Annotated in this window: 17 protein-coding genes; 7 read left to right on the forward strand and 10 right to left on the reverse strand. The window is 71.6% G+C overall.

Annotated elements, in window-relative coordinates; genetic code table 11:
- Positions 1-2: 2 nt before the first annotated feature.
- Both OHB04_RS19480 and OHB04_RS19485 read right to left on the reverse strand, forming a co-directional pair.
- Positions 3-611 carry a DUF7691 family protein gene (locus OHB04_RS19480; protein WP_326807911.1) on the reverse strand — a complete coding sequence of 203 codons (609 nt, stop codon included), beginning with the start codon at positions 609-611 and terminating at the stop codon, positions 3-5.
- Between the two features lie 29 nt (positions 612-640).
- Complete coding sequence (locus OHB04_RS19485) at positions 641-1630, reverse strand: hypothetical protein (protein WP_326688977.1); 990 nt, start codon at positions 1628-1630, stop codon at positions 641-643.
- 569 nt (positions 1631-2199) lie between these two features.
- Here OHB04_RS19485 and OHB04_RS19490 point away from each other — a divergent pair.
- Positions 2200-3132 (forward strand): D-alanyl-D-alanine carboxypeptidase family protein, encoded by a 933-nt coding sequence (locus tag OHB04_RS19490; protein ID WP_326807912.1) that lies wholly within the window; start codon positions 2200-2202, stop codon positions 3130-3132.
- A gap of 26 nt (positions 3133-3158) precedes the next feature.
- Here the strand turns inward: OHB04_RS19490 and OHB04_RS19495 are convergent, their stop codons facing one another.
- The 3 genes from OHB04_RS19495 to OHB04_RS19505 form a co-directional block, all read right to left on the reverse strand.
- Positions 3159-4043 (reverse strand): geranyl diphosphate 2-C-methyltransferase, encoded by an 885-nt coding sequence (locus tag OHB04_RS19495; RefSeq protein ID WP_326688979.1) that lies wholly within the window; start codon positions 4041-4043, stop codon positions 3159-3161.
- 50 nt (positions 4044-4093) lie between these two features.
- Positions 4094-5347, reverse strand: coding sequence for a family 2 encapsulin nanocompartment cargo protein terpene cyclase (locus OHB04_RS19500; protein WP_326807913.1), 1254 nt, complete (start codon positions 5345-5347; stop codon positions 4094-4096).
- Positions 5348-5467: 120 nt separating this feature from the next.
- Entirely contained in the window at positions 5468-6880 is a 1413-nt protein-coding gene (locus OHB04_RS19505) for a family 2B encapsulin nanocompartment shell protein (RefSeq protein ID WP_326807914.1), read from the reverse strand.
- Between the two features lie 929 nt (positions 6881-7809).
- Between OHB04_RS19505 and OHB04_RS19510 the strand changes: the two genes are divergently transcribed.
- Positions 7810-9279 (forward strand): FG-GAP repeat domain-containing protein, encoded by a 1470-nt coding sequence (locus tag OHB04_RS19510; RefSeq protein ID WP_326807915.1) that lies wholly within the window; start codon positions 7810-7812, stop codon positions 9277-9279.
- Positions 9280-9391: 112 nt separating this feature from the next.
- On the opposite strand, the gene OHB04_RS19515 is transcribed toward OHB04_RS19510, so the two are convergent.
- Complete coding sequence (locus tag OHB04_RS19515) at positions 9392-9967, reverse strand: YciI family protein (protein ID WP_326688983.1); 576 nt, start codon at positions 9965-9967, stop codon at positions 9392-9394.
- Between the two features lie 409 nt (positions 9968-10376).
- Positions 10377-10946, reverse strand: coding sequence for a DinB family protein (locus OHB04_RS19520; protein ID WP_326688984.1), 570 nt, complete (start codon positions 10944-10946; stop codon positions 10377-10379).
- 597 nt (positions 10947-11543) lie between these two features.
- Between OHB04_RS19520 and OHB04_RS19525 the strand changes: the two genes are divergently transcribed.
- The 3 genes from OHB04_RS19525 to OHB04_RS19535 all read left to right on the forward strand — a co-directional run bounded on the left by OHB04_RS19525 (position 11544) and on the right by OHB04_RS19535 (position 14073).
- Positions 11544-12818, forward strand: a complete 1275-nt coding sequence (locus tag OHB04_RS19525) for a DMT family transporter (protein WP_326807916.1) — start codon at positions 11544-11546, stop codon at positions 12816-12818.
- A 187-nt stretch (positions 12819-13005) separates the two neighbouring features.
- The gene (locus tag OHB04_RS19530) at positions 13006-13578 is read left to right on the forward strand and encodes a DUF5994 family protein (protein WP_326807917.1); all 573 of its coding nucleotides are present in this window, start codon (positions 13006-13008) and stop codon (positions 13576-13578) included.
- 123 nt (positions 13579-13701) lie between these two features.
- Positions 13702-14073 carry a hypothetical protein gene (locus tag OHB04_RS19535; RefSeq protein WP_326688989.1) on the forward strand — a complete coding sequence of 124 codons (372 nt, stop codon included), beginning with the start codon at positions 13702-13704 and terminating at the stop codon, positions 14071-14073.
- A 6-nt stretch (positions 14074-14079) separates the two neighbouring features.
- Here OHB04_RS19535 and OHB04_RS19540 read toward each other — a convergent pair whose 3' ends face one another.
- Complete coding sequence (locus OHB04_RS19540; protein ID WP_326688990.1) at positions 14080-14244, reverse strand: hypothetical protein; 165 nt, start codon at positions 14242-14244, stop codon at positions 14080-14082.
- A 212-nt stretch (positions 14245-14456) separates the two neighbouring features.
- Between OHB04_RS19540 and OHB04_RS19545 the strand changes: the two genes are divergently transcribed.
- Both OHB04_RS19545 and OHB04_RS19550 read left to right on the forward strand, forming a co-directional pair.
- The gene (locus OHB04_RS19545) at positions 14457-15626 is read left to right on the forward strand and encodes a sensor histidine kinase (protein WP_326688991.1); all 1170 of its coding nucleotides are present in this window, start codon (positions 14457-14459) and stop codon (positions 15624-15626) included.
- Positions 15617-16264: a response regulator transcription factor gene (locus OHB04_RS19550; protein ID WP_326688992.1), complete on the forward strand. Its 648-nt coding sequence runs from the start codon at positions 15617-15619 to the stop codon at positions 16262-16264. Before OHB04_RS19545 ends, OHB04_RS19550 begins: the two co-directional genes overlap by 10 nt.
- A 12-nt stretch (positions 16265-16276) precedes the next feature.
- Here the strand turns inward: OHB04_RS19550 and OHB04_RS19555 are convergent, their stop codons facing one another.
- Positions 16277-18841 (reverse strand): ABC transporter permease, encoded by a 2565-nt coding sequence (locus OHB04_RS19555; protein WP_326807918.1) that lies wholly within the window; start codon positions 18839-18841, stop codon positions 16277-16279.
- Positions 18838-19632 carry an ABC transporter ATP-binding protein gene (locus OHB04_RS19560; RefSeq protein ID WP_326807919.1) on the reverse strand — a complete coding sequence of 265 codons (795 nt, stop codon included), beginning with the start codon at positions 19630-19632 and terminating at the stop codon, positions 18838-18840. Before OHB04_RS19560 ends, OHB04_RS19555 begins: the two co-directional genes overlap by 4 nt.
- Positions 19633-19689 lie beyond the last annotated feature (57 nt).

Genomic DNA, 19689 nt, shown 5'->3' on the forward strand with positions numbered 1-19689 from the left:
GCTCACGAGCGGAAGCCGATGACGCCGAAGCCCTCCCGGGCTTCGGCGTACCGCATCCAATCGAGGCACTGCATGACGGCCTCGACCACCTCCGGTTCGAGCGGCGGGGCGTGCTGCGCCGCCTTGGTGGCCTCGAACTGCTCCAGTGCGCTGGCGATCTCCGTGGGGGTCCAGGTGCCGCAGCCGGGCATGTGGGTCCACGGGAGGGGCTCGGGAAAGTCGGAGTAGCCGAACTCCTCCACGGAGACGGCGGTGATGCGGAGGGCCTTCAGGCCCTCGTCCACGACGGACAGCCAGTCGCCCCGGTGCGGGGTGAAGCAGTCGTTGGGCAGGAACGAGCCGGTCAGGTCGCACAACCGCTTGTAGGCGTAGCCGTACTGGAAGGCGTGGTCCTGGTTGTCGCTGAACGGGCCGCCGTTGACCACCGCGCTGAGCGCGTCGTAGGCGTTCGGCGCACCGCGTTCGATCTCGAAGCTGTGGTAGTCGTCGTCGCGCTTGAGGTCATCGGCGAAATTGGTCCGTATGGACTCCAGAAGCTGCTCGTCGCGGGATCCGACGAACGCGCGGGTGGCGGCGACGTCGAGCAGATACACGCTCAGTCCGGAACTCATGGGGCGATCCTGGGTTCGTGGGCGGACACTCATGCCCGCCCCCCGTCGGCCTCCGCCTGCGCCGCCCGTATGACGGCGTCGGCGTCCCGTGCCGGGGCGATGCCCAGGTGCTCGTCCAGCCAGTTGAGGTACTCCACGTGGGCGGGGCTCGGTTCGCAGTCGCGCAAGGCGACACCGTCGTCGGTCACCTGGATCTCGGTGCCGTCGAGAGCGCCCAGGAGTGCGAGGAACTCGCGCACGTTCCGGGCGACCACATGGCGGCTGTCGTCCTCCCCGACCACCACGACCGGGTGGCCGGCGAGGTCCGACCGGTCGTCGCGCAGCCACAGGGCGTAAGTGTCGAAGTCGTCGTTGGCCTCCGCGACAGGCATCAGATCGCTGTCGCCGTCCCAGTCCTCCCGGTCCTCGGAGGAGAGCAGGAAGAAGCCGCCCGCGTAGCTCTCCTTGGTGCCGTCCTGGAACCTCTTGAGGAGGTTCAGTTCGTGCACGGGGGAGAAGACGGCCCCCGGCAGGAGTGGGTGGATCCACTCGGCCCACTCCTTGCCGAGCTCTTCCTGGGCCGCTTCGATGATGTCCCAGGCGTCCTCGGGCGGGGTCAGCCCGAAGTTCTCCTCCAGCCAGGCGTGGTAGTCGGCCCGAGCAGGAAGCTCTTCCTCGTCCCGTTCGTAGACGTCGTCCCAGTCGCAGGCGAGATCGGCTTCGAGCCCCGCCAGCAGCCGGAAGAACTCTCTGAGGTCGCGAGCGACCAGGTGCAGGCCGCCCTCGTCCCCGAGCAGTACGACCGGCAGGGCGGCCAGGTCGGCGCGGTCGTCGCGCTTCCAGAGGGCGTACAGCGAGCCGCTGTGATTGGCGTACGCGAACCCGGTCAGGCCGCGCATCAGCTCCGGGGTGTCGCGCAAGAACGACAGCTCGCGGAAGTCGTCCAACCACGCCCAGGGGGCGTAGGCCTCTTCGCAGCGCTCGTCGAACTGCTTGAGAAGGTTCAGTTCAGGGATCGGTGAGTAGGCGTCGTCCGGCATGGGAGGCTCCGTGAGCAGTCAGGTCGTGGCGGTCTTGGCTGCGCGAATGCAGCCCGAATGCAGCGTTGCGGATCTTACGGAAGAGCGGACCGGCGCGAGGCGCGGCGGCGGACAGACGCGTTGCCGGATTTCCACAACCCGTGCCCCTGAACTGACGCCCGACGGGACCGAGGACGACGGCGGCGGCATCCACCTACACCCCTGGCCCCTCCCTACCTCCTGACCAGCGTCACCGGTCAAGGGGGTGATCCCATCACACTGCCCACCCCGCCCGGACGCCCGCCCCATGCGCGGCGCCTTTGAAGCGATCAGTCAGTGGCTGTCGTCGGGGCGCACGCCTTCTCAGCCACCGGTCGGCCGCCTCCGCGCAGACAGCGGCGGCGGGCTCCGCGCAGACAGCGGCGGCGGGCTCGCCATGGTCGCTCTTTCCGCCCGGCCGTGAACTTTTCCCCCGGGCCCGCCATCGAACCTCGGTGTCGGGCCCCCTGCCTCCACGTCCGCACCGGCGCACGCCGTCGCGCCCCAGAACCCGTTCCACCACACACCCCGCAGATGCGGAGCACCTCGTCATGAATGCCAGAACTCTGAAGGGACGCAAGGGCGTTGTCGCCCTCGTCATCGGCAGCGCACTGCTCGTCGGCAGCCCGCTGGCCGCCTGGGCCGTCACGTCCGGGCACGGCGACCCGCCGACGGTCTCCGCCAAGGGCGTCACGCTGCTGGACGACAAGAAGGGCAGCACCCTCTACAGCAAGGACGCCGACACCGTCCGGCCCCTGGCCAGCACCGTGAAGATCATGGTCGCCTCCGTGGTCCTCGACACCAAGAACGTCGACCTGAAGCGCAAGGTAGCCGTCCGGCAGCAGTACCGCGACTACGTCAACAAGCGCCACGCCAGCACGGCGGACCTCCAGACCGGCGACAAGGTCACCGTCCGCCAGCTCCTCTACGCCTCGCTGCTGCCCTCCGGCGCCGACGCCGCCTATGCCCTGGCCGACACCTTCGGCACGGGTGACACCCGTGCCGAGCGGATCACGTCGTTCATCACGAAGATGAACGCGAAGGCCCACGAACTCCACCTTCGCAAAACGAAGTACGAGACCTTCGACGGCACGGGCAAGGACTCCAGCACGCCGACCGAGCTGGCGCGGCTGGCCCGGCACGCCATGAAGGATGCCACCTTCCGTCAGGTCGTGAAGACCAAGAAGTACAAGGGCGACGCTCCGGCGGCCAACGGCGGCACCCGCACCTACACCTGGACCAACACCAACCAGCTGCTCGGCGCGTACGACGGTGCCATCGGTCTCAAGACCGGCACGACCGCCCGGGCGGGCAAGTGCCTGGTGTTCGCGGCGACGCGCGGCGGCAAGACCCTCGTCGGCGCCCTGATGAACAGCGACGACCGGTTCAACGACGCCGCGAGGGTACTGGACAAGGGCTTCGGCTCCGACAGCGCCAAGGACCTGGACATCCGCGAGCTGCCGTCAGGCGGCGGGCACGGCTGACGCGCCGCCCTTCGGCCGACGACCGGTCAGACGCGGTCGGCTGCGATCAGGAGGTACTGGAAGGAGCCGTCCTTGTAGGAGTTGATGAACGCCTCTTCGATTCCGGTGATCAGGGAAGACGTGGCCCGCAGCTCCCAGTAGGGCAGGGTCGCGGCGGTCAGGTCGACGACGGCCGCCGGTACGAGACGGTTGTCGGCCATGGCGCGCAGGTACTCCCGGCGGGAGTGGATGTTGCACTCGAAGTGCGCGTTGATCTGGGAGACCCACTTCGAGGGCTGGCCGTGACGCGGATTCCAGCAGCCGGTGATGGTCACGTAGCGACCCCCGGCGGCGAGGACGCGGGAGTGCTCCGCGAAGAGGTCGTGCAGGTCGACGTACATGCTCGACTCGTTGTTCCACGAGGCCGCGGCCAGCCCCGTCTCGAAGGGCATGTCGAGCATGTTGCATACCCGGGCCCGGACATGGTCCTCGATACCGAGTTCTAGTGCGCGCTGATGCGCGAAGTCGGCCTGCTTGGTCGACAGGGTGACGCCCTCGACCTTGCATCCGAAGCGCTGGTGGGCCATGACCATCGAGCCGCCCCGGCCGCAGCCGGCGTCCACGAGCGTGTCGTCACGCCCGATGGGGCCGAGGTGGTCCAAGAGGACTTGGGTCTGCGCCGACTCCAGGCGGTGGAGCTCGGCGATCAGCCTCTTCTCATAGTCGCTGTCGTGGGCGTCCCCGAGGGCGGCCCGGTCGACCTCGCCGACCCCGTAGTGATGGTGGTAAAGCCCGTCGACATCGCCGAGCCGCAGGTTCACCGGCCTGGCTTCCTGGTCCCAGTATCGGGCGATCTCGCCCTGATAGGGCGACGAGGGGGCGGGGATGAACGCGGAGGGAGCCTTGGCGTTGGTGAGCTTCGTGCTGGCCACGGAGCGGTCCTTTCTTGCAGGTCTTACGGGTCTCACGGGTCTCACGGGTCTTACAAGAAATCAGGCAGGCTGTACCGATAGGTGTTGGTCTGGTGCCAGTAGTGGTTGCCGTCGACCCATGCGGCCACTCCGCGAAGGAAGCGCAGCACGCTCGGGGCCGGACAGGCGGCGGCCAGGGCGGCGGCCTCGGCTTCGAAGCCGTGCATCAGCTCGTTGTGGACCTCGATCGCCTTCAGGTACGCCTCCCGCTCGGAGAGGCCCTCCCGTTCGGCGATCACCACCGGCAGGTTCAGGTGCAGGCCGGGGCTCTTGAGCTCCTTGGTGTAGGAGTACAAGTCGTTGACGATGGTGGTGGCGTTGCCGCCGAGCGCGATGACCCGCTGCATGGCCGGCCGGGCGTGCAGGTCCGCCGGGAGTTCATAGCCGCCGACGGTGTCGGTGATGGTGGGACAGGGGCGGAAGTTGTTGAACTGGCGCATCGCCAGGTACTCCCACACCTCGGGCACCTGTTCCGCCTGGGCCCACGCTGCCTCCGCGAGATACCCCAGGTGCAGACGGCCCATGTCGTGCCGGAACCGGTCGGCCTGGGAGGGGGTGGCCTGCTGAAGGAAGTACTCCATGGCGGAGCGGTAGGCGCGCCGGGGAGCGTCCGACTCCAGCGACTCCTTCCACTGCGGCTCGTACTCCTTCGTCGTGTGGAGCGGGTCGAGAGCCGTGTGGGCCAGCAGAAGTCGGCTGCCGAGGCCGATGGGTGAGCCGCCGTGGTCCTCGCAGTAGCAGTCGTCGACCGCGTTCTCGGCGACCATCAGCCGTGTGGCGACCATCAGGTGGTCGATGGTGGGAGCGTCCGGATGGCAGGCGACCATGTAGCGGCCGACGGCGAAGCCGTCGAACTGGTCCGCCCACTCCGGGGGGTACGCCTGGACCTCGTCCACCGCCCACGCCTTGATCCTTCGGCTGACCTCCTCCACCCGCACAGGGTCGGGTTCCCGCACGGGGTGGTGGTAGAGACCCGGGATCGCCTCGCCCTCCGCCGGTGTCCCAGGCCCCGCGGGCTCCTCGAACCGGCCCAGGTGCAGCCCCACCGTGCCCAGACCGCTGGGGCCGCGCAGGATCCGTTCCATGGCGATGCCCGACTGCCTCGCCGCAGCGGCGCCCTCCGCCACGTGCTCGGCGATCAGGTCGCCACCCGGGCCGTCGTCGGGGACGGACACGTCTGCGGGAAGGGCCCTTGCGGCAGGGACGGGGACGGGGGCGGGGACGGGGGGCGGGCCGGGCAGAGGAGAAGGCCCAGGATCGGACATCCGTGGCTCCTTGGTGAGGTGGGTGGGCTGCCCCGAATCTCGGGCGGTCGCGCCCGCTCCGGGCGGGTCCGGACCGTCGCAACCGTCGGTCGGGCGTCCTCTGGTCGCGCCTGGTCGCGCCTAGTCGCGCCAGTGGCCGACCTGCACGTTCTCCAGAACGCCGAGTGCGTCGGGCACCAGGATCGCGGTGGAGTAGTAGGTGCTGACCAGGTACGAGATGATCGCCTGCTCGTTGATGCCCATGCAGCGCACCGACAGGCCCGGCTCGTACTCCTCCGGCAGGCCGGTCTGGCGGAGGCCGATGACACCTTGGTTGTCCTCGCCGGTACGCATGGCGAAGATCGAGCTGGTGCCCTCCTTGCTGACGGGGATCTTGTTGCAGGGCAGGATCGGGACCCCGCGCCAGGCCGGGACCTGCTGCCCGCCGAGGTCGACGTGGGTCGGGTAGAGGCCGCGGGCGTTGAACTCCCGCGCGATCGCCGCGATCGCTTTGGGATGGGCGAGAAAGAGCTTGGTGCCCCGGCGGCGGCTGAGCAGCTCGTCGAGGTCGTCCGGGGTGGGCGGGCCGGAGTGGGGCTGAATGCGCTGCTTGAAGTCGGCGTTGTGAAGCAGACCGAACTCCCGGTTGTTGACCAGCTCGTGCTCCTGGCGCTCACGCACCGCCTCGATGGTGAGCCTGAGCTGCTCCTCCGTCTGGTTCATCGGCCCGTTGTAGAGGTCCGCGACCCTCGTGTGGATCCGCAGAACGGTCTGCGCGACGGAGAGTTCGTACTCGCGCGGGTTGAGTTCGTAGTCGACGAAGGCTCCCGGAAGCTCGACCTCGCCGGTGTGACCGGACGACATCGCGATCTCGGCCTCGCCCTTACGGTTTTGCGGTTGGCGGGGAAGCGAGCGGTACTGCCGAATGTGGGCCTGGAGGCTCGGCGCCGCGGAGAGCACAGCGGCGAAGTCGTCACGGGAGAGGGTGAGCAGGGTGCCGGACGTCTCGGCAGTGGCGGTGAACTCCCAGTCGGCGTCGGTGTCCAGGAGCACGTGCTCGCCGAACTGGTCGCCGTCGGCGAGCACGCCCACGTCGATCTCGTCGCCGTACTTGCCGACGGAGGTCTGCTTGATCCGGCCGTGGGCGATCAGGTGGATCCGCTCGGCAGGGGCACCGCGTTCGACCAGCACCTCGCCGGTGCGGAAGTCGCGCTGTACGCACCGGTCGGCGATCCGGGCCAGGGCATCGGCGTCGTCGAAGCCGCGCAGCAGGGCCAGTTCGCCGAGCTCGTGGGGGATCACCCGGACCTCGGCACCGTCCTGGACGAACTCGATGCGACCGTCGCCGACGGTGTAGGTCAGCCGCCGGTTCACCCGGTAGGTGCCGCCCTTGACCTCCACCCAGGGGAGCACGCGCAGCAACCAGCGGGAGGTGATTCCCTGCATCTGCGGGGCGGACTTGGTCGTGCTGGCGAGGTTCCGGGCGGCGTCGGTGCTCAGGCTGGACTGCTGAGGCAGCCCCAGCCGCGCTTCCGGGTTGGTCTCAACGGTCATCGAGCGAACTCTCCTTCGAGACGGTGATGATCGGCGTGCGCGCGCCGACCAACGACGCGCAACCAACAAAAGGGGAGAATGCGGGTGAATCCATAGGAATCCGTGCAGTTCCCTGGCAACAGTACGACCGGCATGCCCGGCCCGCCCCATGCGGCCGTTGGAGTTACCTCGATGCGGTGTTCTTGTACCGCCCCGGGTTTATCCGAATAACCGATGCCGTTCGGACCACGACGCGGCTATGGGCGCGGCGGCTGCCGGGTCGTCGCCGGGCGGGGCTTACCCGGGTCTGTGAGCGGGGGTTTCCACACGTTGCCGGAGTGTCAGGCAAGGCGGCGTCGAGGCGGTAGAGGCAGTGGTGGGCAAACGCAGTGGTGGGCCGACCGCTGTCCCCGCGCGTCGGCCCACCACATATCCACTCACCCGCTCAATCGCTCAACCACTCCTCCAATTCGCCACTCAGCCGCTCATCCATCGGCCACGTCGCCGCGCCGGCAGCCCGCCTTGCGGCCGTGATCCGTCTCCCTCAGCAGTCCCACCCGTGCTGACCGGGCCGTACACAAGATGAGATGGCGGGTACGGCGAAGAAGTTCACGGGAACCCCGGAGAATTTTCCGGCCGGGCGGGCGCCGGTCAGCTCCGGCACATCAGCCCCGGCGCGTCGGCCCCCGCGCGTCAGCTCCGGTACGTCGTCCTCCAGCGGGCGCGGTGCCGTCTGTCGCCCTGCCCCGCGCCGTTGACCCTCTCGCCTCGCCCCCCAAAGCAGTCTGAGCGGCCCCTCGGTGCCAGGGAAGAGCGCCTCTCCGCCCGTACGTACAGGCGGGGAAGCGGGCGGGGAAGCGGGCGGGGACGGGGCCCGGTCGCCGCGCGTGGGCGTAACGGAGTGATCTCGGCGTTGGCATCCCGAGGACAGTTTCCGTTGTAGTGGCCATATGGAACATGAACCGGAGCCCGGTTTCCGGGGTCGAACACTGCGGCGAGGGAGCCTCGTCGTCCTCGCCGCCGCGCTGCTGCTGTGCACCACCACAGGCGCCCGGAACCAGGAAGTCCGCCCCCCGATCCCGGACAGCGCGTGCCGGGCACCGGCATCCGCCGCCACGTCGGCCACCACGTCGAAGTCCGCAGGCCAAGCGGACGCGGGAGGCACCGACTTCGACGGCGACGGCCATCCCGAACTGGCCTTCGTCGTGCCGTTCGCCAACGGGCCCGACGACGTCTACCAAACCGGCCGGATCGCCCTGGTGCGCGGCTCCGCGCACGGCCCGGATCCCGAACGACGCAAGGTGTTCACGCCCAAGGACTTCCAACTCCCCAAGAACGACGGCATGGCCTTCGACCGTGACGCACCGACCGTCGCCGACCTGGACGACGACGGGCACCCCGACCTCGTCGCGGGTGGGATGGCCCACGTGCAGTGGGGCGGCCCCGACGGCCCGGACCCCGCGCACGAGCCCGCCCGCATCCGGCTGCCGCACGCGGCCACGTCAGATCCCGCCAAGATCGGCGAGGGCACCGGCAGCTACCGCCAGCCCCCCATAGCGGGGGACTTCGACGGCGACGGCCACACCGACCTGGCCACGTACTGGACCGGCATGGAAAAGCGGCGGCTGGTGGTGCTGCACGGCCCGTTCACGCGGGAGGGAAAGCCCGCGCGGACGGTCGAGCGCGCGGACCCGGACACCCGGGGAGCCAACGCCGTGGTCGATATGAGGCTGTTCGCGGCGGAGATCACCGGCGACCGGGCCATCGATCTGATCGCGTACGAGGACGACGAGCCGAGCAGGCCCCTGTTGCTCACCGGCGGCGCCGACACGGCGACGGGGCTGAGCGCGCGGGCCACCCGGCTGCCGACGGGCGAGAACGTCACCGTCGGCGACTTCGACGGCGACGGCCGCCCCGACCTCGCCCTCGGCGACAGCGGCATCCCGACGGACGAGGAAGCGGAACCGGCGGACCGCAAGGGCAGGGTGACCATCCGCTACGGAAAGGCGCCCGAAGCGCCGGTCGTCATCGAGGGCGGCCCCCGCAAGGGCGGATTCGGCATCGGCCTGCTCGCCGGGGACCTCAACGGCGACGGCTGCGACGACCTCGCCGTCCAGCGGGCGGGCAACCGTGAGAGCACCACCGACCGAGTCGAGGTGCTGCGCGGCGGCTCCTCCCCCGGCCTCGGCTCCCGGCCCTGGCTCCCGGCGCACCGCTCCCGCCACGTACCGGACTCCGGCCCCGCCGCACCCCAGCGCTGGACGGGCTGGCCCATAGCGGCGGACGACCTCGACGGCGACGGCCGCGAAGAACTCCTCCTGGACAACCCAAGGCAGAAGAACGAGGACTGGGACTGGTGGCTCACCGACACGACCGGAAAGGACGTGGCGCACTTCGACGCGAAGCGCTTGGCGCGGTAGGCAGACCAGGCATGGGGAGCGCTCGGGAGTGCGACGGAAGCGACCGACCCGACGGGGCCGACGGAGGCCGACGGAGGCGACCGGGCCCCGTCGGCCCGGTCGCCTCCCTGACTTATGACGGCCGCCCTCCTGGCCGCCAGTTGTGGACCTCGATGTCCGCGTACGGGCCCGGGGTCAGGACGGCGCGTGCCGTGTCCGGGTCCGGCGCTCGGACCAGCGCCGCCGTACCCAGCCAGGCGGTGCCGCTGTCGGACAGCAGCGGCCCGTAGGCGATCAGCTCGTCCGGGGCGGGCGGCACGCCGGGGTCGGCGGGGTTGGCGGCGACCTGCCCCGTGCTGAGGCCGAGCACCAGGTACCGGTTGCGGTCGGTCGGACCCTCCGTCCGGCCGCCGGGGAACTCCCACATCGTGCGCCCCAGCGTGTTGCGCCACCGGAGCAGCAGTACGTCCCGGTACACACCGGCCTGGTAGTTGGGCTCGTCGAAGGCGAACGCCCGCGCTGCGGCGGAATCCGGCAGGTCGACAAGGTGCACGCTGCCGGTGGGCGTGTCACCGTCGTCGGCGAGGGTCGGGCCCCGGGCGATCATCTCCGTCGCGTACCGGTCCATGTAGGACCAGTGCTCCTCCAACAGCTCTTCGCGCAGCGGCAGTGAGCCGGGCCGATCGCGGTGGTAGCAGAAGAACTCCATGACCGCAGACCCTTCCCCACCGTGGGGCAGCGTCTCAACCGGCTTTGGCGACGCTGCCCCACGTCCGACGCTGCCCCACCTTCCCGACGCGGCGGGCGGCCCGGTCCGGGCGCGGCCCAATCCAGGCGCGGCTCAGTCCGGGCGCGGGCCCGTCTCGCGGGTGACCGTGCGGAGCAGGGGGCGGCCGATCGGGCGAGGCCGGGGAAAAGGTCCTGGAACGCCGTGAACTTTCCTGCCGGACCCGTCATCGAAGTCTGTGTACGGCCGGATAGCGGGGACAGCTACCGGCGGGGAGCATCAGCCATGAGCGAGCGCCGGTACGGGGCGTCGTGGCCCGGCGCCCCACAGACCGCAGCCGAGTACGTCCTGCCCCCCGTACAGGACGTACTCGGCTGCTACCGGCCCTCGGTCACTGGCCCACCCTTCCGTCGACGCACTCGCGCAACAGGTCGGCGTGCCCGCAGTGGCGGGCGTACTCCTCGATCCTGTGCACCATCAGCTCGCGAACCGATGTCCCGTCCTTCCCCAGACGCTCACTCAGATCCGGGTGCCCGGCCAGCGCGGCGTCGGTCGCGGACTGCTCGCGCTCCAGAGCGGAGTACGCGGCGTCGACCACGGCCTGCTCGGCGACGGCTCCGTCGAAGTCCGCGTCACGCTCGCCGTACAGCTTCGGCAGCGGATCGCCGTCACTGATCCAGTTGCGCCAGTCCCGTTCCACCTCGACGAGGTGCCGAAGCAGGCCGAGCAGCGACATCGTCGACGGCGGAACCGACCGACGGGCCAGCTGCTCCGCGTCCAGGCCCTCGCACTTCATCCGCAGGGTCATGCGGTAGCCCGCCAGGAAGTCCTGGAGCGTGGCAAGCTCGCCGTCCGGACTGACACCTTCGCTGTGGCGGGGGTCGTCGTCCGGGTCGGCCCACATGTCGGGGTAGACGCTTGCCCGGCTCCAACGTGCGGGTTGGTCACTCATACGTCGCATGTTCGGCGGCGAGGGCCCGAGATCGCCAGTGAGTTTCGCTCCGGAGGAAGAGGAAAGGGCCCGCTCCCCGGCCGACGGCAGCCGTGCCCGCCAGTCCCGCCGGCCGCCGCGGCCGGGGTCCGTTCGGCCTGCGCAACTCCACCCGTCAGGGCACCGCCCATGGTCCTCGCGGGCATGGTCCTTGTCCTGCGGGGTGCTATCGGCCGCTGGTGCTTGCCGGGATCCGGTACAGGCCGGTGGAGTGGAGCCTGCGTTGCGTGAACTGACGGAACGCAGTGCGGCTGCGTCGCTCGGGTCTGCCCGCCCACAGCCCGTCCGAACGACGAGGACCCCTCGGCGCCTGCCGGGCCCACCTCTGTTGTCGAAGGCCTGAGCCGCCCCCCACCCCCAGCACAGGAACCACGTACCAGTGATCAATATCGGACATACAACCGACGGCCCGCACTGCATGGACGTGTTCGATCACGGCCACGGCGGGAGAAGCGGCGCGGAACACCGCCACGCGAGCGCCCATGTTCCGCCGCCGCGTTCCACGGGCGACGGCATCGGAACCCCGGCAGCCGCCGCCCGATCGACCGTTGACGGCGGTACGAACGCGTGAAATCCCGAATCGATCCCCTGTCCATGGCGGCGATGGCGGTCACCGTGGTCTCGTTCTCGGCCACCGCCCCGCTCACCGCCTACGCCTCCGCCTCGCCGCTCGCCATGGCCTTCTGGCGCAACTTTCTGGGCTTCGCCACGCTCGGGCCGTTGCTCTTGTTACTGCGCCGTCGCGAGGTGGTGCGTGTCGCGCGCGGCGAGCGCGGCCTGCTGCGCCGGGAGCAGTGGCGGCCCCTGGTCTTCGGCTTCCTCGCGGCCACGGCGCTCGCCTGCCACTTCGCGGCCTTCATGACGAGCACCCGGCTGACCTCGGTCGCGATGTCCACGGCGCTCGTCGCCACTCAGCCCGTCTGGCAGGCCCTCATCGCACGGACGCAGGGCGCCCGGATGTCCCGCCGGACACGGGCGGGGCTCACGCTCTCCGTGGTGGGAGCAGCCGCGGCGGGCGGTCTCGACATCAGGTCCGGCGGTACGGCGCTGCTGGGCGACCTGCTCGCCCTCCTCGGGGCCCTCGCTCAGGCCGGGTACACCGCCCTGAGCGAGAAGGCGCGCACGGATGTGAGCACACCGCTGTATTCGACGGTCACTTCGCTGATCTGCGGTCTGGAACTCCTCGCCGTCTGCTGGCTGGCCGACATCCCGCTGACGGGCTTCGACAGCTCCACGCAACTGTCACTGCTCGGACTGCTCATCCTCCCCCAGCTGCTGGGGCTCGGCTCGATGAACTTCGCCCTCGGCAGGACATCGGCGACGACAATGAGCGTCCTGCTCCTGCTGGAGACCCCCGTGGCGGCGCTCGCCGCGTGGTGGTTCATGGGCCAGGGCATCGAGCCCGCGACCGTGCCCGGGCTCCTGTTGATCACCGTCGGCGTCACGGTCGTGGTGACGAGCGGCGGCGTGGAACAAGCCACGGCACAACAGGGCAGAGACGGCAGCACAGGAATACCGCCGTACCCGGCCTACGCCCCGTACACACCCCAAGCCCCGCCCCCGCGCCCGCACCAACACCCGCGCCCGCCCCAGTCCCAGTCCCAGTCCCAGTCCCAGTCCCAGCCCCCGGAGCAGCACCTGACGTTCCCGGATTCCGGCAAACGGGACCCCAGAGTGGACTGGGCGAGGCATGCCGGGACCGAGACCCCTACGGTCACGCTCACTCATCACGGTGCGGGCGCGTTCGACACGCTGTTCCTGCGCATGCCGCGCGTGGTGAAAGAGGAGCCTGGCGTCGACGGGCCCACCGAGGCACTGGCGGACCGCGGCCGACGAAGGTAGCCCCCCCCCCAGCGCCCTCACCGCCCCCGGCACCCGCCGCTCAGCTCCGCGCGGGTGTACCGCCGCTCGCGGGAGTAACCTGGACATAGGCCGAGAGCACTTCTTGACCGGCTTCCAGCCGGCATCTCTCGGAGCGACAGCGCAAAGCGCACCGGGCCGGATGCCGGCTCGGGGACAGGTTGACGCCATGACGGTGATCACCGAACGTACTTCGCCGGACACCTCGGGTTCGGGCCTTCCGCCCGTCCGGCTCTCTCTGAAGCCGCAAGGCCCGCAGTCGGGGCTGCTCGACGGGGCGTGGTGGCCTCGGTCGCGGGATCTGGCGGGGGAGCTGCCCGCGCTGATCAGCACGCTGGATCCGCTGTGGGGCCGCATCACGCGGGTGACGGTGAATCCGACGCACTGGGCCGGCGTTCCTGCCAAGGTGCCCGTCGCGGGGCGGGTGGTGAAGGCCGGATGGTTCACCGAGCAGGACCCGCACAAGCTCCTGCTGCTCTCCTACCGCGTCGGGCGCTGGGATCTGCTGGTGATTCCTCCGCAGGTGAGCGAGGACGCCGCCGCGCGGCTCATGACCGCTGCCACCGATCCCCAGACCGCCCGCACCGCCAGCGAACTCCTCGCCGAGGAGGGCGCCGAAGAGGGGCCGGAGCGCGCGGGGCATGCCGCACCTGCCGCACCTGCCGACGACTCAGCGCCGGTGAAGCCCACCGAGGCGTGGGAGGACGAGGGGGGCGCCGTGCCCGAGGCGGGCGCGCCATGACCGTCCCGTACGAACCCGGCTCCCGGACCCCAGATCACAGGTCCAGGTCCCGGACTCCAGATCACAGGTCCGGATTCCAGATTCCAGACCCCGGATCCGCACCATGAGCGGAGGTGAATCCCCATGGAGATCGGTATCACCATCGCTGCCGTTGTGGCGATGGTCGCGTTGGGGGTGCTCCTGATCCATCGTCTCAACGAGCAGCAGGAAGACCACATGGTCCCGCACCACCACACACGGCGACTGGCCGCCTTCGGGCGAAACCGTGGCCAGGGCCGGGACCAGGGCCGGGACCAGATGCGAGACCGGCGCCACGGCCCATGGAGCAGCCAGCCGCAGCCGCACGAGAAGCCGCACCCCATGCCCCGTCCGCAGCCCGGAGCCTTCGAGCACGAGCCACCGGCCGAGGATCCCGAGCACGCCGAGCGCCGTGACCTGCCCACCGAGGGGACGGGGCGCTTCCGCCACCGTCGCGGGAACGCCCGGCACGAGTAGGGACGTTCACGCCTGCCTGTCCCTCTTCACCCACAGGGCCCCCGCACAGGCGAGGGTCAAGACCCCCGTGCCCACGCTCATGACGATCTGCTGGACGCCGTCGAACGCGACGCTGGTGAACACGTTGACGACGACGGCGGCGGAAAGCACGAGCCAGAGCAGAGCCTTCATGATTCTTCCTTCCAGAGGTACGGAACGGGATCGTGCTGGGATCCACAGGAGAACGGCGGGATTTCGCAGTGGGTTTCGCGGAAACCCGGTGTGTTTCGCTGGGATCAACAATTCCAGCCCCCGGCTGCCGGCACGAGGGAGCGCCCTCCCGGATCAAGGGTGTAGCCAGCTACACCACTTCCTCCCCGGCCGGGTCGCATAGCCTCATCCCCATGCGGGAGGACATAGGCAGAGCGCGGCGGGCCTCGGCCCATCTGGGGACGGCCGCCGGGCTGTCGATTGCCACGTACCTCTTCGTCCCGCTGCTGATGTTCACCGCTGTCGCCGTGGTCTTCGTGGTGGGCGCGGGCGTGGTGCCCGAGACGGTGCAACTGCTGCGCAGGACCGCCGCGTTCAAGCGGCGGCAGGTGGCCGCCTGGACCGGTACGGAGATCCCCGAGGCGTACCCGCCGCTGACCGGAACCCTCGTCGAGCGGGTCCGTACGGCGACCCGCGACCCGAGCACCTATCAGGACCTGCGCTGGATGGCAGCGCACTACGTGTACGGGCTGGCCCCGGCGCTGGCCGCCATGCCGCTGGCGGTGCTCACGCTGTGCGCGGACGCGGTGTGGTGCGGGCTGCTGGGGCGGCCGGCGCTGACGCCGCAGCTGCTGGTCCGGCTGGCCGACGCCGACGCCGGATGGTCGCGCACGCTGCTGGAGCCCACACCGGAGGCGCAAAACAGCGCGCGACTGGCCGAGCGCGTCGAGGAGTTGACCGTCACGAGGGAGGGCGCGCTCACCGCGCACGGCGCCGAACTGCGCCGTATCGAGCGGGACCTGCACGACGGCACCCAGGCCCACCTGGTGGCGCTCTCCATGCGGGTGGGGCTGGCGCGGCGCGCGTACGAGAAGGACCCCGACGCGGCGCGCAAGCTCCTGGACGACGCGCAGGACCAGGCGGAGGCCGCGCTGACCGAGCTGCGGCACGTCGTACGCGGCATCCACCCGCCGATCCTCACCGACCGGGGCCTCGTCGGCGCGGTGCGCGCGCTCGCGGCGGGCAGCGGGCTGGAGGTCGCGGTGCGCGCCGACGGGGTGGAGGGCGCGGGAGTGCCGCGCGCACCCGCCGCCGTCGAGACCGCCGCGTACTTCGTGGTCGCCGAGGCGCTGACCAACGCCGCGAAACACAGCGGCTCGGAGCGGGCGTGGGTGGAGCTGGTGCGCGATACCCGGACGCTGACCGTCTCCGTGCGCGACGAGGGGTGCGGCGGGGCCGACTCCTCGGGCGGCAGCGGGCTGCTGGGCGTTCGGCGCCGGGTCGCGGCGCTCGACGGGACCGTGGAAGTGACCAGCCCCACCGGGGGGCCGACCGTGATCGAAGTGGAGCTGCCGTGCGCGTAGTGGTCGCCGAGGACAACGCGTTGCTGAGAGAGGGCATGGTCCTGCTGCTCAGTTCCGCCGGGCACGAGGTGGTGGCCGTCGCCTCCAGCGGGCCCGAGGTGCTGCCCGCGCTGCTCGAACACCGTCCCGATGTGGCGGTCCTCGACGTACGGATGCCGCCCGGCTTCCGCGACGAGGGCCTGCGCGCCGCGCTCGCGGCCCGCGAGGAGATCCCCGGCATGCCGGTGCTCGTGCTCTCGCAGTACGTCGAGGAGACGTACGCCGAGGAGCTGCTGGGGCAGGGGACGAGCGGCATCGGGTATCTGCTCAAGGACCGGGTGGGGCGGGTGGATGAGTTCCTCGGCGCTCTGGAGCGGGTCGCCGACGGCGGCACCGCGCTCGACCCCGAGGTGGTCACCGAGCTGCTGACGCGGCGCCGCAACGACCCCCTGGAATCCCTCACCCCGCGCGAGCGCGAGGTCCTGCACCTGATGGCGGAGGGCCGCGACAACACGACGATCGCCGAAACCCTGGTGGTCTCCGAACGCGCGGTGAGCAAGCACATCGGCAACGTCTTCTCCAAACTCGGTCTCCCCCCGACCGACGCGGGCCACCGCCGCGTCCTCGCGGTGCTCGCGTACCTGAACAAGTCCGGGTAGGGCGCGCGGCCCCTACGTTCCGGCTGGGCCGCCGGAGCGGGGGTGGTGGCCGCGCAAGGTGGACCACAGGGGTGGGACGGTGCCGCCGACCGTCGTCGCCAGGACCACGACGACGATCGACACGGCCTGGACCGGTGGCAGATACGGCACCGTGCGGGCCATTGCCAGGCTGAAGGCGAGGAGCGGGACGGAGGCGACGGCGGCGCCCACGAGCAGGCCCGTCGCCGCTGTGACGGCTGCCTCCAGACGGAGCATGCGGCGGAGTTGGGCACGGGCGGCGCCCGCCAGGCGCAGGAGCCTCAGTTCGGGGCGGCGGCCCACCGAGATGAGGGTGAGGGTGCTCAGGATGGCGATCACGGTGTAGCCGCCGATGGCGGCGACCGCCGCGACGGTGAGCGTCTCGCCCAGCGCCTGGTCCTCGGGCTCGACCCGCACCGGCCCTGGATCCCGCTCGACGCGGGTGCCCGGGACCGCGGTGTGCAGGGCCTCGGCGACGGCCGCGCGGTCCGCGCCGGGCGCGGTCGCGACCAGGGCCCGCTCCGGGCCGGGTGCGGAGGTGTGACGCAGCAGCTGGCCGCGGGAGAAGAGGAAGTCGCCCAGGGCGAGGCCGCGTTCGTAGGTGGCGACGACCCGCAGCCGCGCCCGCTGCCCGTCGTCGAAGCGCAGCGTCACCGTGGAGCCGGGCCGCAGGTCCAGGGCGCGGGCCCGCTCGGTGCTGACCGCGAGCGTGCCGGACCGCAGCCGGTTCAGGTTGCCCTCCGCCACCTGGGGGTCGAGCGTGCTGGTCATGTCCTCGGGGGTGACGCCGAGCGCCGGCAGCCGCTCCAGTCGGGGCTCGCCCGCTTCCTTCCGGGCCAGGACGGCCGTGCCCGGCACGACGCTCGTGGCGCCGCGCACTCCGGGCACCTGCCGGATGCGTCGGTCGGCGCCGTCGGGCAGTCCGCCGTCCGCGCGCACCGCGAGGTCGGCGCGCAGCGCCTGCCCCGCCTGGTCGCCGCCCGCGTGGATGAGCGTCGCGCCCCCGCCGAGCTGGACGCCGATGAACGCGGTGACCAGCACGATCGGGGTGATGGCCGCGCCCAGCCGGGTCGCGGAGGCCGTGCAGTTGGCGGCGGCGAGCTTGCCGCCGACGCCGCCGAAGCGGCGCAGCGGAGCGCCGAGGACGCGCGTCGCGCCCTGGGCGATCCACGGCCCCAGCAGCGCGCAGGCGATCACCATCGTGATCGCCGCCGCACCGGCCGCGGCGGCGGCGGTCTGGCCGTGCTGCGCGGTGGCCGTCCCCGCCGAGCTGATGCCGAGCAGGAGCAGCACCAGCCCCGTGATGCGGCGGGCCTTGCCGGGCGCTGCGTCGCGCAGCGCCTCCATGGGGCGGACGCGTCCCGCTCTGGCGCAGGCGAACGCCGCCGCCACACGGGCGATCAGGACGGTGAGGCCCGCGGTGGCCAGCGGCGTGAGCGCCAGCCATGGGGGGAAGGGCAGTTCGAGCCCGGCGGGCAGCGCACCACCGGCGGACAGCAGCGCGCGCAGGGCCAGGTACAGGGGCACCGAGGCCACGGCTCCGGCCAGCCCGGCGCCCACGGCGACGCGCCCCACCTCCCGGCCGACCGCGCCGCGCACCTGCCGGGGGGTGGCCCCGACCGCGCGCAGGAGGCCGAGTTCGTGCGCGCGCTGCCCCAGCGCCTGCGCGATGGTGGAGGAGACGACCAGCAGCGCGACGAGCACGACGGTCGCCGCCACGGACGCCAGCAGGGCCAGCGTGTTCGTACGCGCTGGCGCGACCGCCAGGAACTCGGCGTCGCCGCGCTCGTCCCCGGCCAGGACGCGCAGCGGCGCCGCGTCGCCGTCCGCGCGCCGCCCCACGCTGTCGAGGCGCGCCTTCTCCAGGGCGTGGGCCACGCGGGGGGCCAGCGTGCCGGCCGCCGTGCCGGGCTCGGCGACGATGCCGAGGGCGTCGACCGTCGTGGGGTGCCCGGCCAGGCGGCGGGCCTCGGCGCCGGTGAAGTAGGCGGCGGCCCGGGGGCCTTCGGCCGCGCCGACGACGGTGTACCTCGCGTCCTTGCCGTGCACGCGCAGGCTGACGCGCTTGCCGAGGCCCGTCCCGTGCTCCTTGAGGGCGGGGCCGCTCAGGACGACCTCGCCGGGGCGCTGCGGGGCGCGGCCGTCCCGTATGCCGTAGGGGGCGAGCCGGGCCGCGTCCCAGGGGTGTCCGGCGGCGGCGCGGCCGTCGATGCCGACGGTGAAGACCGCGTCGGGGACGACGGCGCGCACTCCGGGGACCTTCCGCACCGTGCCGAGCGCCTTCTCGGGTACGCGGACCCGCGAGGTGAGTCCGGCGCGCGCCGTCTGGCGTTCGCTGCCCCAGGGCTTGGCGGTGAAGCTGGTGCTCTGGTCGCCGGAGACGACCAGGTCGGCGCCCGCGTACCGCTCCACGCGGGCGTGGCCGAGCCCCGTCGAGGAGAGGGTGAGCGCGAAGGCGCCCAGCAGTACGGAGGTGAGCGCGAGCGCGGCGAAGACGGCCGCCCACGCCTTGCGGTGGGTACGGGCACCCTTGGCGGCCAGCAGCTTGGCGGCGCTCATCGCTGACGCTCCCCGTCACGCGCGTTCATGTCCACCAGCGCGCGGCGCACGTCGTCGGGTCCGGGCCGCTCCAGCTTGCCGACGGTGCGGCCGTGCATGAGGAAGAGCGTCTCGTCGGCCCAGGCGGCGGCTTCCGGGTCGTGGGTGACCATGACGACGGTGTGGCCCTCGACGTCGACGGCCTGCCGCAGCAGCGCGAGGACGTCCCCCGCGGTGACGAAGTCGAGCGCCCCGGTGGGCTCGTCGGCGAAGACGATCTCGGGGCGGGTGACCAGGGCGCGGGCGATCGCCACGCGCTGGCGCTGCCCGCCGGACAGCTCGGCGGGCGCGTCGTCCGCCCGGTCGGCGAGCCCGACGGCCGCGAGCCCGTGCAGGGCCCGCCCGTCCGGCGCCGCGCCGCCCAGCAGCAGGGGCAGCGCCACGTTCTCCACGACGCTCAGCGACGGCACCAGATTGTGCGCCTGGAAGACGAAGCCGACGCGCTCGCGGCGCAGCCGGGTGAGCGCTGCCTCCTTGAGCGAGGCCAGCTCCGTCCCCCCGATGCGCACCGTGCCCGAGGTGGGCCGGTCGAGCCCGGCGGCGCACTGGAGCAGCGTCGACTTCCCGCAGCCGGAGGGCCCCATCACCGCGAGGAACCGCCCCCGGGGAACCGTCAGATCGAGCGGGTGCAGGGCCACGCTCCCGCGCCGGTACTCCCGGCTGATGCCCTCCAGCACGAGCGCTTCGGAAACGCGCCCCTGCCCTTCCCGCTCAGCGGTTGCCGTACCGGCCCCGCGCCGCTCCCCGAACATGACTACGCCCTCTCAGTGGTCGATCACCTCTCGGTGCCACTGAGAACGCTAGAAACG

Origin of the sequence: Streptomyces sp. NBC_01775, assembly GCF_035917675.1 — a bacterium.
Taxonomy (GTDB): domain Bacteria; phylum Actinomycetota; class Actinomycetes; order Streptomycetales; family Streptomycetaceae; genus Streptomyces.

Coding starts and splice junctions, on each gene's coding strand:
- OHB04_RS19510 (WP_326807915.1), top strand. CDS start 7,810: ATGGAACATGAACCGGAGCCCGGTTTCCGGGGTCGAACACTGCGGCGA.
- OHB04_RS19545 (WP_326688991.1), top strand. CDS start 14,457: ATGCGGGAGGACATAGGCAGAGCGCGGCGGGCCTCGGCCCATCTGGGG.
- OHB04_RS19480 (WP_326807911.1), bottom strand. CDS start 611: ATGAGTTCCGGACTGAGCGTGTATCTGCTCGACGTCGCCGCCACCCGC.
- OHB04_RS19505 (WP_326807914.1), bottom strand. CDS start 6,880: ATGACCGTTGAGACCAACCCGGAAGCGCGGCTGGGGCTGCCTCAGCAG.
- OHB04_RS19535 (WP_326688989.1), top strand. CDS start 13,702: ATGGAGATCGGTATCACCATCGCTGCCGTTGTGGCGATGGTCGCGTTG.
- OHB04_RS19490 (WP_326807912.1), top strand. CDS start 2,200: ATGAATGCCAGAACTCTGAAGGGACGCAAGGGCGTTGTCGCCCTCGTC.
- OHB04_RS19520 (WP_326688984.1), bottom strand. CDS start 10,946: ATGCGACGTATGAGTGACCAACCCGCACGTTGGAGCCGGGCAAGCGTC.
- OHB04_RS19515 (WP_326688983.1), bottom strand. CDS start 9,967: ATGGAGTTCTTCTGCTACCACCGCGATCGGCCCGGCTCACTGCCGCTG.
- OHB04_RS19555 (WP_326807918.1), bottom strand. CDS start 18,841: ATGAGCGCCGCCAAGCTGCTGGCCGCCAAGGGTGCCCGTACCCACCGC.
- OHB04_RS19485 (WP_326688977.1), bottom strand. CDS start 1,630: ATGCCGGACGACGCCTACTCACCGATCCCTGAACTGAACCTTCTCAAG.
- OHB04_RS19500 (WP_326807913.1), bottom strand. CDS start 5,347: ATGTCCGATCCTGGGCCTTCTCCTCTGCCCGGCCCGCCCCCCGTCCCC.
- OHB04_RS19530 (WP_326807917.1), top strand. CDS start 13,006: ATGACGGTGATCACCGAACGTACTTCGCCGGACACCTCGGGTTCGGGC.
- OHB04_RS19540 (WP_326688990.1), bottom strand. CDS start 14,244: ATGAAGGCTCTGCTCTGGCTCGTGCTTTCCGCCGCCGTCGTCGTCAAC.
- OHB04_RS19560 (WP_326807919.1), bottom strand. CDS start 19,632: ATGTTCGGGGAGCGGCGCGGGGCCGGTACGGCAACCGCTGAGCGGGAA.